This window comes from Streptomyces sp. NPDC055632 (assembly GCF_053618675.1).
The window spans coordinates 109,079-121,104 of record NZ_JBSHHY010000024.1; the positions used below are offsets into that span (position 1 = coordinate 109,079).

The window sequence follows — 12,026 nt, forward strand, 5'->3', positions numbered from 1 at the left end:
CCATGAGCAAGATCCTTATCCGCGGCGCGAAGGTACTCGGCGGCGAGGTCCAGGACGTCCTGATCGACGGCGAGACCGTCGCGGAGGTCGGCACCGGCCTGTCCGCCGAGGGCGCGACCGTGATCGAGGCCGGCGGGCAGATCCTCCTGCCGGGCCTGGTCGACCTCCACACCCACCTGCGCGAGCCCGGCCGAGAGGACTCCGAGACCGTCCTCACCGGCACCCGCGCCGCCGCCTCCGGCGGCTACACCTCCGTCTTCGCCATGGCCAACACCCACCCGGTCGCCGACACCGCCGGCGTCGTCGAGCAGGTCTGGCGCCTCGGCAAGGAGTCCGGCTACTGCGACGTGCAGCCCATCGGCGCCGTCACCGTCGGCCTGGAGGGGAAGAAGCTCGCCGAGCTCGGCGCCATGCACGACTCCGCCGCCGGCGTCACCGTCTTCTCCGACGACGGCAAGTGCGTCGACGACGCCGTGATCATGCGCCGCGCCCTGGAGTACGTGAAGGCCTTCGGCGGCGTCGTCGCCCAGCACGCCCAGGAGCCCCGCCTCACCGAGGGCGCCCAGATGAACGAGGGGATCGTCTCCGCCGAGCTCGGCCTCGGCGGCTGGCCCGCCGTCGCCGAGGAGTCGATCATCGCCCGCGACGTCCTCCTCGCCGAGCACGTCGGCTCCCGCGTCCACATCTGCCACCTCTCCACCGCCGGCTCCGTCGAGATCGTCCGCTGGGCCAAGTCCCGCGGCATCGACGTCACCGCCGAGGTCACCCCGCACCACCTCCTCCTCACGGACGAGCTGGTCCGCTCGTACAACCCGGTCTACAAGGTCAACCCGCCGCTGCGCACCGAGAAGGACGTCCTCGCGCTCCGCGAGGCGCTGGCCGACGGCACGATCGACATCGTCGCCACCGACCACGCCCCGCACCCGCACGAGGACAAGGACTGCGAGTGGGCCGCCGCCGCCATGGGCATGGTCGGCCTGGAGACCGCCCTCTCCGTCGTCCAGCAGACGATGGTCGAGACCGGCCTCCTCGACTGGGCCGGCGTCGCCGACCGCATGTCCTTCGCTCCCGCCCGCATCGGCCGGGCCACGGGCCACGGACGTCCCGTCTCGGCTGGTGAGCCCGCGAACCTGACCCTGGTCGATCCGGCTTACCGTGGAGTCGTGGACCCCGCGGACTTCGCCTCCCGCAGCCGCAACACCCCGTACGAGGGCCGCGAGCTGCCGGGACGCGTCACCCACACCTTCCTGCGGGGCCGGGCAACGGTCGTGGACGGGAAGCTGGCGTGACACCACTCATCGCAATCGCCGCAGAGGCAGCCGAACAGAAGTCGGCGGAGGTGACCGACTGGGCCGGACGGCTCGGCTGGGTCGCCGGACTGCTGGTCTTCATCGCCCTCGTGTACTGGCTCATGCGCCAGGGATGGAAGTGGCGCGGCAGCCTCCAGTCCGACCTCCCCGCCCTGTCCGCCGTGCCGGAGACGGCCGGCGAGGCGAAACTGACCCTCAGCGGGCGCTACCACGGGTCCACGACCGCCGGGCACTGGCTCGACCGGATCGTCGCCCACGGCCTCGGCACCCGCAGCCGCGTCGAGCTCACGCTCACCGACGCCGGGATCACGGTCGTGCGCCCCGGGGCGAACGACTTCCACATCCCGGCCGACGCCCTGCGCGAGGCCCGCCTCGACAAGGGCATCGCCGGAAAGGTCCTCGCCGAGGGCGGGCTCCTGATCGTCACCTGGGAGCACGGCGGCACCCTGCTCGACTCCGGCTTCCGGTCCGACCGGGCGGCGGAACACACCGCCTGGGTCGAGACCGTCAACTCCATGACCAGCGCAACGGAAGGCATCGCACGATGACGACCTCCACCAGGGGACCCGCCAAGGCTCCCGCCGTACTCGTCCTGGAGGACGGCCGCATCTTCCGCGGTCGCGCCTACGGGGCCGTGGGGGAGACCTTCGGCGAGGCCGTGTTCTCCACCGGCATGACCGGCTACCAGGAGACCCTCACCGACCCCTCGTACCACCGCCAGGTGGTGGTCATGACCGCCCCGCACGTCGGCAACACCGGCGTCAACGACGAGGACCCCGAGTCCGGCCGCATCTGGGTCTCCGGCTACGTCGTCCGCGACCCCGCCCGCGTCTCCTCCAATTGGCGCGCGCGCCGCTCGCTCGACGAGGAGCTGGAGCGCCAGGGCGTCGTCGGGATCTCCGGCGTCGACACCCGCGCCCTCACCCGCCACCTGCGCGAGCGCGGCGCCATGCGCGTCGGCATCTTCTCCGGCGAGGCCTGGACGGGCGTCCGCGACGAGGCCCTGCTCGCCAAGGTCAAGGCGCAGCCCCAGATGAAGGGCGCGAACCTCTCCGCCGAGGTCGCCACCAAGGAGACCTACGTCGTCCCCGCCGTCGGCGAGAAGAAGTTCACCGTCGCCGCCGTCGACCTCGGCATCAAGGGCATGACCCCGCACCGGATGGCCGAGCGCGGCATCGAGGTCCACGTCCTGCCCGCCACCGCCACCGTCGAGGACGTCTACGCCGTCCAGCCCGACGGGGTGTTCTTCTCCAACGGCCCCGGCGACCCGGCCACCGCCGACGGCCCCGTCGCCCTCATGCGGGCCGTCCTGGAGCGCAGGACGCCGCTCTTCGGCATCTGCTTCGGCAACCAGATCCTGGGCCGCGCCCTCGGCTTCGGCACGTACAAGCTGAAGTACGGCCACCGGGGCATCAACCAGCCGGTCCAGGACCGCACCACCGGCAAGGTCGAGGTCACCGCGCACAACCACGGCTTCGCCGTGGACGCGCCCCTCGACAAGGTCTCCGACACCCCCTTCGGCCGCGCCGAGGTCTCCCACGTCTGTCTCAACGACAACGTCGTGGAGGGCCTCCAGCTGCTCGACCGGCCGGCCTTCTCGGTCCAGTACCACCCCGAGGCGGCCGCGGGTCCGCACGACGCCGCGTACCTCTTCGACCGTTTCGTATCCCTGATGGAGGCCGAGCGTGCCTAAGCGCACCGATATCCAGTCCGTCCTGGTCATCGGCTCCGGCCCGATCGTGATCGGCCAGGCCGCGGAGTTCGACTACTCCGGCACCCAGGCGTGCCGCATCCTCAAGGCCGAGGGCCTGCGGGTGATCCTGGTCAACTCCAACCCGGCCACGATCATGACCGACCCGGAGATCGCCGACGCCACGTACGTCGAGCCGATCACTCCGGAGTTCGTCGAGAAGATCATCGCCAAGGAGCGCCCCGACGCGCTCCTGCCGACGCTGGGCGGCCAGACCGCGCTGAACACCGCGATCTCCATGCACGAGCAGGGCGTCCTGGAGAAGTACGGCGTCGAGCTGATCGGCGCCAACGTCGAGGCCATCCACAAGGGCGAGGACCGCGACCTCTTCAAGGGCGTCGTCGAGGCCGTCAAGGCCAAGATCGGCCACGGCGAGTCCGCCCGCTCGGTCATCTGCCACTCCATGGAAGACGTCATCAAGGGCGTCGACACGCTCGGCGGCTACCCCGTCGTCGTCCGCCCCTCCTTCACCATGGGCGGCGCCGGCTCCGGCTTCGCCCACGACGAGGAGGAGCTGCGCCGCATCGCCGGCCAGGGCCTGACCCTCTCTCCCACCACCGAGGTGCTCCTGGAGGAGTCCATCCTCGGCTGGAAGGAGTACGAGCTGGAGCTGATGCGCGACAAGAACGACAACGTCGTGGTCGTCTGCTCCATCGAGAACTTCGACCCGATGGGCGTCCACACCGGCGACTCGATCACCGTCGCCCCGGCGATGACGCTCACCGACCGCGAGTACCAGCGGCTGCGCGACATCGGCATCGCGATCATCCGCGAGGTCGGCGTCGACACCGGCGGCTGCAACATCCAGTTCGCGATCGACCCGACCGACGGCCGGATCATCGTCATCGAGATGAACCCCCGCGTCTCCCGGTCGAGCGCCCTGGCCTCCAAGGCGACCGGCTTCCCGATCGCCAAGATCGCCGCCCGCCTCGCCGTCGGCTACACGCTCGACGAGATCCCGAACGACATCACGGAGAAGACCCCGGCGTCCTTCGAGCCCACGCTCGACTACGTCGTCGTCAAGGCCCCCCGCTTCGCCTTCGAGAAGTTCCCCGCCGCCGACTCCACGCTGACCACCACCATGAAGTCGGTCGGCGAGGCCATGGCGATCGGCCGCAACTTCACCGAGGCGCTGCAGAAGGCCCTGCGCTCCCTGGAGAAGAAGGGCTCGCAGTTCACCTTCGTGGGCGAGCCCGGCGACAAGGACGCGCTGCTGCGCGAGTCCGTCCGCCCGACCGACGGCCGGATCAACACCGTCATGCAGGCGATCCGCGCCGGCGCCACCCCGGAGGAGGTCTTCGACGCCACGAAGATCGACCCGTGGTTCGTCGACCAGCTCTTCCTGATCAAGGAGATCGCCGACGAGCTGGCCGCCGCCGAGAAGCTCGACCCCGAGCTGCTCGCCGAGGCCAAGCGCCACGGCTTCTCCGACGTCCAGATCGCGGAGATCCGCGGCCTGCGCGAGGACGTCGTCCGCGAGGTCCGGCACGCCCTCGGCGTCCGCCCGGTCTACAAGACGGTCGACACCTGCGCCGCCGAGTTCGCCGCGAAGACCCCGTACTTCTACTCCTCCTACGACGAGGAGAACGAGGTCGCGCCGCGCGAGAAGCCCGCCGTGATCATCCTGGGCTCCGGCCCGAACCGCATCGGCCAGGGCATCGAGTTCGACTACTCCTGCGTCCACGCCTCCTTCGCCCTGAGCGACGCGGGCTACGAGACCGTGATGGTCAACTGCAACCCCGAGACCGTCTCCACCGACTACGACACCTCCGACCGGCTCTACTTCGAGCCGCTCACCCTGGAGGACGTCCTGGAGATCGTCCACGCCGAGACCCTCGCCGGGCCCGTCGCCGGCGTCGTCGTCCAGCTCGGCGGCCAGACCCCGCTGGGCCTGTCCCAGGCGCTCAAGGACAACGGCGTGCCGGTCGTCGGCACCTCCCCCGAGGCCATCCACGCCGCCGAGGACCGCGGCGCCTTCGGGCAGGTCCTCGCCGAGGCGGGCCTCCCGGCCCCCAAGCACGGCACGGCCACCACCTTCGCCGGCGCCAAGGCCATCGCCGACGAGATCGGCTACCCCGTCCTGGTCCGCCCGTCGTACGTGCTCGGCGGCCGCGGCATGGAGATCGTGTACGACGAGGCCCGCCTGGAGTCGTACATCGCCGAGTCCACCGAGATCAGCCCCACCCGGCCGGTCCTGGTCGACCGCTTCCTCGACGACGCCATCGAGATCGACGTGGACGCGCTCTACGACGGCGAGGAGCTCTACCTCGGCGGCGTGATGGAGCACATCGAGGAGGCCGGCATCCACTCCGGCGACTCGGCCTGCGCCCTGCCCCCGATCACCCTCGGCGGCCACGACATCAAGCGGCTGCGCGCCTCCACCGAGGCCATCGCCAAGGGCGTCGGCGTCCGCGGCCTGATCAACATCCAGTTCGCGATGGCCGGGGACATCCTCTACGTCCTGGAGGCCAACCCGCGCGCCTCCCGGACCGTCCCCTTCACCTCCAAGGCCACCGCGGTGCCGCTGGCGAAGGCCGCCGCCCGCATCTCGCTGGGCGCCACCATCGCCGAGCTGCGCGCCGAGGGCCTGCTGCCGAAGAACGGCGACGGCGGCACCCTGCCGTTCGACGCGCCGATCTCCGTCAAGGAGGCCGTCATGCCCTGGAGCCGCTTCCGCGACATCCACGGCCGCGGCGTCGACACCGTCCTCGGCCCGGAGATGCGCTCCACCGGCGAGGTCATGGGCATCGACTCGGTCTTCGGCACGGCGTACGCCAAGTCGCAGGCCGGCGCGTACGGGCCGCTGCCGACCAAGGGCCGTGCGTTCATCTCGGTCGCCAACCGGGACAAGCGCTCGATGATCTTCCCGGCCCGCGAGCTGGTCGCCCACGGCTTCGAGCTCCTGGCCACCTCCGGCACCGCCGAGGTCCTCAAGCGCAACGGCATCAACGCCACGATCGTGCGCAAGCTCAGCGAGGGCGAGGGCCCGAACGGCGAGAAGACGATCGTCCAGCTCGTCCACGACGGCGAGGTCGACCTCATCGTCAACACCCCCTACGGCACCGGCGGCCGCCTCGACGGCTACGAGATCCGCACCGCCGCCGTCGCCCGCGGCGTCCCGTGCCTGACCACCGTCCAGGCGCTCGCCGCGGCCGTCCAGGGCATCGACGCGCTCAACCACGGCGGCGCCGGCGTCCGCTCCCTCCAGGAGCACGCCGAGCACCTCGTCGCGGCCCGCGACTAGCAGCCCGTACGAAGAGGGGGACACCGGCCACCGCGCGGTGTCCCCCTCTTCATGACCGAACAAGGGATATTTCGGACGATGTACAAGCTGTTCTTCCACCTGGTCTTCAAGCGGATGGACCCCGAGAAGGCCCACTACCTGGCCTTCCGCTGGATCCGCCTGGCCGCCCGCGTCCCGGTGCTCCGCACCTTCGTCGCCGCCGCCCTCGCCCCCCGGTACGAGGAGCTGCGCACCGAGGCCCTGGGCCTGCGGATGCACGGCCCCTTCGGCCTCGCCGCCGGCTTCGACAAGAACGCCGTCGCCATCGACGGCATGGCGATGCTCGGCTTCGACCACGTCGAGATCGGCACCGTCACCGGCGAGGCCCAGCCCGGCAACCCCAGGAAGCGCCTCTTCCGGCTCGTCCCGGACCGCGCCCTGATCAACCGCATGGGCTTCAACAACGAGGGCTCCGCCGCCGTCGCCGCCCGCCTCCACGCGCGCGTGCCGGTCTTCAGGACGGTCGTGGGCGTCAACATCGGCAAGACCAAGGTCGTCCCCGAGGCCGAGGCCGCCGCCGACTACGTGAAGTCCACCGAGCGCCTCGCCGCGCACGCCGACTACCTCGTCGTCAACGTCTCCTCCCCGAACACCCCGGGCCTGCGCAACCTCCAGGCCACCGAGTCCCTGCGCCCCCTCCTGACCGCCGTGCGGGAGGCCGCCGACCGCACGGTCACCGACCGCCGGGTCCCGCTCCTGGTCAAGATCGCCCCCGACCTGGCCGACGAGGACGTGGACGCGGTCGCCGACCTCGCCCTGGAGCTCGGCCTCGACGGCATCATCGCCACCAACACCACCATCGCCCGCGAGGGCCTCGGCCTGAAGTCCGCCCCCGAGCTGGTCAAGGAGACCGGCGGCCTGTCCGGCCGCCCGGTCAAGCAGCGCTCCCTGGAGGTCCTGCGCCGCCTCCACGCGCGCGTGGGCGACCGCCTGGTCCTCGTCGGCGTCGGCGGCATCGAGAACGCCGAGGACGCCTGGCAGCGCATCCTCGCCGGCGCCACCCTCGTCCAGGGCTACAGCGCCTTCGTCTACGAGGGCCCGTTCTACGCCCGCGCGATCCACAAGGGCCTCGCCGCGCGCCTCGCGGCCTCCCCGTACGCCACCCTCGCCGAGGCCGTCGGCGCCGACAACCGGAAGGCCACCCCGTGACGCTCTCCTTCGGATCCCGCCTGCGCTCCGCCATGGACGAGCGCGGCCCGCTCTGCGTCGGCATCGACCCGCACGCCGCCCTGCTCGACTCCTGGGGCCTCACCGACGACATCGCCGGTCTGGAGCGCTTCACCTTCACCGTCGTCGAGGCCCTCGCCGGCACCGTGGCCGTCTTCAAGCCCCAGTCCGCCTTCTTCGAGCGCTTCGGCTCGCGCGGCGTCGCCGTCCTGGAGCGCGCCGTCGCCGACCTGCGCGCGGCGGGCGGCCTGGTCGTCATGGACGCCAAGCGCGGCGACATCGGCTCCACCATGGCCGCCTACGCCGAGGCCTTCCTGCGCAAGGACTCCCCGCTCTTCTCCGACGCGCTCACGGTCTCCCCGTACCTCGGCTACGGCTCCCTGAAGCCGGCCGTCGACCTGGCCCGGGAGTCCGGCGCCGGCCTCTTCGTCCTCGCCCTCACCTCGAACCCGGAGGGGAGCGAGGTCCAGCGGGCCGTCCGCACCGACGACCCGGCCGGAAGGACGATCGGCGCGACGATGCTCGCCCACCTGGCCGAGGAGAACGCGGGGGAGGCCCCCATGGGCTCCTTCGGCGCGGTCGTCGGCGCCACCCTCGGCGACCTGTCCTCCTTCGACCTGGACATCAACGGCCCGCTCCTCGCCCCCGGCATCGGCGCCCAGGGCGCGACCCCCGCCGACCTCCCCGCCGTCTTCGGCGCGGCGGTCCGCAACGTCGTCCCGAACGTCAGCCGCGGGGTCCTGCGGCACGGTCCGGACGCGACCGCCCTGCGGGACTCGGCGCTCCGGTACGCGGACGAGATCCGCGCGGCCGTCGGCGCGTAACCCCGTCGGGAGCGGTCCGGGACCGGTCCGGGACCAATCCGCAGGTCGGAGCGGATCGGGCCGGTTTCCGGGCCCGCTCCGGCCGGCCGTCCCGGCACTTGACGAAATCTTGGCTCAAAACCCGGTCGTTATGCCGGAAAAGTCCTGGTCGGTCGATGCTGACCAGGACTTTTCCGCTGTTCTCGCTGACTGGAGCGGCCTCGGCCGCTAGTCTCCGGGGCAGAGCAGGCGTTCAGCGGCCACTCCGCTGACCGTTGCTCCACTGGTGCGGGGCGACTAGGTTCCTCACCGGTCCGTATCCGACAGATCGACATCCGAGGTGACGTAGGCGTGGCTCTTCCGCCCCTTACCCCTGAACAGCGCGCTGCCGCGCTCGAGAAGGCCGCCGCGGCTCGCCGGGAGCGGGCCGAGGTCAAGAATCGACTCAAGCACTCCGGAGCCTCCCTCCACGAGGTCATCAAGACCGGCCAGGAGAACGACGTCATCGGCAAGATGAAGGTCTCCGCGCTCCTCGAGTCCCTGCCGGGCGTGGGCAAGGTCCGCGCCAAGCAGATCATGGAGCGGCTCGGCATCTCCGAGAGCCGCCGGGTGCGCGGTCTCGGCTCCAACCAGATCGCCTCCCTGGAGCGAGAGTTCGGCTCCACCGGCGCCTGACCTTTCGGGACATTCCCGGCATGCGGCGTCCTCCCTGCGCAAGCAGGGGTGAACCACTGGAATAATCGCTGCATGGCAGCAGAGGTACGTCCGCGGCTGACCGTGCTCTCCGGCCCCTCGGGGGTCGGCAAGAGCACGGTCGTCGCGCATATGCGCAAGGTCCACCCCGAGGTCTGGCTCTCGGTGTCGGCGACGACGCGGAAGCCGCGCCCCGGCGAGAAGCACGGCGTCCACTACTTCTTCGTGACGGACGACGAGTTCGACAAGCTGATCGCCAACGGCGAGCTCCTCGAATGGGCCGAGTTCGCGGGGAACCGCTACGGCACCCCGCGCGGCGCGGTCCTCGACCGCCTCGACGCCGGCGAGCCCGTCCTCCTGGAGATCGACCTCCAGGGCGCCCGCCAGGTGAAGGACTCCATGCCGGAGTCCCAGCTGGTCTTCCTCGCCCCGCCGAGCTGGGACGAGCTGGTCCGCCGCCTCACCGGCCGCGGCACCGAGTCCCCCGAGGTCATCGAGCGCCGCCTCGACGCCGCGAAGGTCGAGCTGGCCGCCGAGTCCGAGTTCGACACCACCCTCGTCAACACCTCCGTCGAGGACGTCGCGCGCGAGCTGCTAACGTTGATGAACGTTGTCTGATCTTTTTTCCATCTTCGGAAGGTAGAGCGTGTCCTCTTCCATCACCGCGCCCGAGGGCATCATCAACCCGCCGATCGACGAGCTGCTCGAGGCCACGGACTCGAAGTACAGCCTCGTGATCTACGCGGCCAAGCGCGCGCGTCAGATCAACGCGTACTACTCCCAGCTCGGCGAGGGCCTGCTGGAGTACGTGGGTCCGCTCGTCGACACCCACGTCCACGAGAAGCCGCTCTCGATCGCGCTGCGCGAGATCAACGCGGGCCTGCTGACGTCCGAGGCCATCGAGGGCCCGGCGCAGTAAGCACGTAGCGTTTGTCATATCTGTCACCACAGGCCCGGCGGAACATCCGCCGGGCCTGTGGTGTCTCATGGAGTCGTACGCATCCGAGTGCGCGTCCGAGTGCGGGGAGTCGTGGAAGTCGTGGCAAAGCCGAAGGTCGTCCTGGGCGTCAGCGGCGGCATCGCCGCCTACAAGGCGTGCGAGCTGCTCCGCAGGTTCACCGAGTCGGGCCACGACGTCAGGGTCGTGCCGACCGACTCCGCGCTGCACTTCGTCGGCGAGGCCACCTGGTCCGCGCTCTCCGGCAACCCCGTCTCGACCGAGGTGTGGGAGTCCGTCCACGAGGTGCCGCACGTGCGCATCGGCCAGGCCGCCGACCTCGTCGTGGTCGCCCCCGCCACCGCAGACATGCTCGCCAAGGCCGCCCACGGCCTCGCCGACGACCTGCTCACCAACACGCTGCTCACCGCGCGCTGTCCCGTCGTCTTCGCCCCCGCCATGCACACCGAGATGTGGGAGCACCCGGCGACGCAGGAGAACGTGGCGACCCTGCGCCGCCGCGGCGCCGTCGTCGTCGAGCCCGCCGTCGGCCGCCTCACCGGCGTCGACACCGGCAAGGGACGGCTGCCGGACCCCGGCGAGATCTTCGAGGTCTGCCGCCGCGTCCTCGCCCGGGGCGCCGCCGCCCCCGACCTCGCCGGACGCCACGTCGTGGTCAGCGCGGGCGGCACCCGCGAGCCCCTCGACCCCGTCCGCTACCTGGGCAACCGCTCCTCCGGCAAGCAGGGCTACGCCCTCGCCCGGGCCGCCGCCGCCCGGGGCGCCCGGGTCACCCTCGTCGAGGCCAACACCGGCCTCCCCGACCCGGCCGGCGTCGACGTCGTCCGCGTCGGCACCGCCGTCCAGCTCCGCGAGGCCGTCCTCAAGGCCGTCGCCGACGCCGACGCGGTGGTCATGGCGGCCGCCGTCGCCGACTTCCGGCCGGCCGTCTACGCCCCCGGCAAGATCAAGAAGAAGGGCGACGACGGAGCCCCCGTCGTCGAGCTCGTCCGCAACCCCGACATCCTCGCCGAGCTCTCCGCCGACCGGGCCCTGCCCGGCCAGGTGGTCGTCGGCTTCGCCGCCGAGACCGACGACGTCCTCGCCAACGGGCGCGAGAAGCTCGCCCGCAAGGGCTGCGACCTCCTCGTCGTCAACGAGGTGGGGGAGCGCAAGACCTTCGGCTCCGAGGAGAACGAGGCCGTGGTGCTCGCCGCGGACGGCGCCGAGACCCCCGTGCCGTACGGCCCGAAGGAAGCGCTCGCCGAGACGGTCTGGGACCTGGTCCTGCCGCGGCTCCGTCCCACCGACTGAGATGTCCGGGTCCGGCCACCCCGCGGCACGCCATCACCCGGGAGAAGGAGGGCGAAACACCTCCTGGCGAGTGATTCGCGTCCCACCGGAACGGACGTTCCGCCCTTGTCGGCGGCCGGTTCCGGCCGCCCCGGGCCATTCGCCGGGCGAGACACCTGGTCCACAGCCCGACCACGACCGATAGACTGTTCGTGGAACGTCGCGGGGCGCAGCCCCCTGCCGGTCCGAGCCACGAGTAGCCAGCAGCCGCTGCAACCCCAGGGAGCGTTGTGTCCCGTCGTCTGTTCACCTCGGAGTCCGTCACCGAGGGACACCCCGACAAGATCGCTGACCAGATCAGCGACACCATCCTCGACGCCCTGCTGCGCGAGGACCCCACCTCGCGCGTCGCCGTCGAGACGCTGATCACCACCGGCCTGGTGCACGTCGCCGGAGAGGTGACCACCAAGGCGTGGGCGGACATCCCCACCCTCGTCCGGAACAAGATCCTCGAGATCGGTTACGACTCCTCGAAGAAGGGCTTCGACGGCGCCTCCTGCGGCGTGTCGGTGTCCATCGGGTCGCAGTCCCCGGACATCGCCCAGGGCGTCGACACCGCGTACGAGAAGCGGGTCGAGGGCGACGAGGACGAGCTCGACAAGCAGGGTGCGGGCGACCAGGGCCTGATGTTCGGGTACGCGTCGGACGAGACGCCCGAGCTGATGCCGCTGCCGATCCACCTCGCGCACCGGCTGTCGCGCCGGCTGACCGAGGTCCGCAAGAACGGGAC

The 12,026-nt window shown here is 71.2% G+C and carries 11 protein-coding genes; all 11 read left to right on the top strand.

Annotated elements, in window-relative coordinates:
* The first annotated feature begins 2 nt into the window (after window positions 1-2).
* Window positions 3-1,289, top strand: a complete 1,287-nt coding sequence (locus ACWGSR_RS26795) for a dihydroorotase (RefSeq protein WP_376243690.1) — start codon at window positions 3-5, stop codon at window positions 1,287-1,289.
* On the top strand, window positions 1,286-1,858 hold the full coding sequence (locus tag ACWGSR_RS26800) for a PH-like domain-containing protein (RefSeq protein WP_376243693.1): 573 nt from the start codon (window positions 1,286-1,288) through the stop codon (window positions 1,856-1,858). The genes ACWGSR_RS26795 and ACWGSR_RS26800 overlap by 4 nt, the downstream gene beginning before the upstream one ends.
* Complete coding sequence (gene carA, locus ACWGSR_RS26805; protein WP_376243696.1) at window positions 1,855-3,003, top strand: glutamine-hydrolyzing carbamoyl-phosphate synthase small subunit; 1,149 nt, start codon at window positions 1,855-1,857, stop codon at window positions 3,001-3,003. The genes ACWGSR_RS26800 and carA overlap by 4 nt, the downstream gene beginning before the upstream one ends.
* The gene (carB, locus tag ACWGSR_RS26810) at window positions 2,996-6,304 is read left to right on the top strand and encodes a carbamoyl-phosphate synthase large subunit (protein WP_453569665.1); all 3,309 of its coding nucleotides are present in this window, start codon (window positions 2,996-2,998) and stop codon (window positions 6,302-6,304) included. The genes carA and carB overlap by 8 nt, the downstream gene beginning before the upstream one ends.
* A gap of 78 nt (window positions 6,305-6,382) precedes the next feature.
* Window positions 6,383-7,492, top strand: coding sequence for a quinone-dependent dihydroorotate dehydrogenase (locus ACWGSR_RS26815; RefSeq protein WP_453569668.1), 1,110 nt, complete (start codon window positions 6,383-6,385; stop codon window positions 7,490-7,492).
* The gene (gene pyrF / locus ACWGSR_RS26820; RefSeq protein ID WP_376243704.1) at window positions 7,489-8,334 is read left to right on the top strand and encodes an orotidine-5'-phosphate decarboxylase; all 846 of its coding nucleotides are present in this window, start codon (window positions 7,489-7,491) and stop codon (window positions 8,332-8,334) included. Before ACWGSR_RS26815 ends, pyrF begins: the two co-directional genes overlap by 4 nt.
* 330 nt (window positions 8,335-8,664) lie before the next feature.
* On the top strand, window positions 8,665-8,988 hold the full coding sequence (locus ACWGSR_RS26825) for an integration host factor (protein WP_030204477.1): 324 nt from the start codon (window positions 8,665-8,667) through the stop codon (window positions 8,986-8,988).
* Window positions 8,989-9,060: 72 nt separating this feature from the next.
* On the top strand, window positions 9,061-9,624 hold the full coding sequence (gene gmk / locus ACWGSR_RS26830) for a guanylate kinase (RefSeq protein ID WP_366377637.1): 564 nt from the start codon (window positions 9,061-9,063) through the stop codon (window positions 9,622-9,624).
* A 28-nt stretch (window positions 9,625-9,652) separates the two neighbouring features.
* Window positions 9,653-9,925 (top strand): DNA-directed RNA polymerase subunit omega, encoded by a 273-nt coding sequence (gene rpoZ, locus ACWGSR_RS26835; RefSeq protein WP_005319902.1) that lies wholly within the window; start codon window positions 9,653-9,655, stop codon window positions 9,923-9,925.
* Window positions 9,926-10,045: 120 nt separating this feature from the next.
* Window positions 10,046-11,257, top strand: a complete 1,212-nt coding sequence (coaBC, locus tag ACWGSR_RS26840) for a bifunctional phosphopantothenoylcysteine decarboxylase/phosphopantothenate--cysteine ligase CoaBC (RefSeq protein ID WP_376243709.1) — start codon at window positions 10,046-10,048, stop codon at window positions 11,255-11,257.
* 269 nt (window positions 11,258-11,526) lie between these two features.
* A partial coding sequence (locus tag ACWGSR_RS26845; protein WP_376328902.1) for an S-adenosylmethionine synthetase N-terminal domain-containing protein occupies window positions 11,527-12,026 on the top strand: 500 nt, incomplete at its 3' end.

Bases quoted from the DNA above. Each gene is read 5' to 3' on its own strand.
- ACWGSR_RS26795 (WP_376243690.1), top strand. From the start codon at position 3: ATGAGCAAGATCCTTATCCGCGGCGCGAAGGTACTCGGCGGCGAGGTC.
- carA (WP_376243696.1), top strand. From the start codon at position 1,855: ATGACGACCTCCACCAGGGGACCCGCCAAGGCTCCCGCCGTACTCGTC.
- ACWGSR_RS26815 (WP_453569668.1), top strand. From the start codon at position 6,383: ATGTACAAGCTGTTCTTCCACCTGGTCTTCAAGCGGATGGACCCCGAG.
- gmk (WP_366377637.1), top strand. From the start codon at position 9,061: ATGGCAGCAGAGGTACGTCCGCGGCTGACCGTGCTCTCCGGCCCCTCG.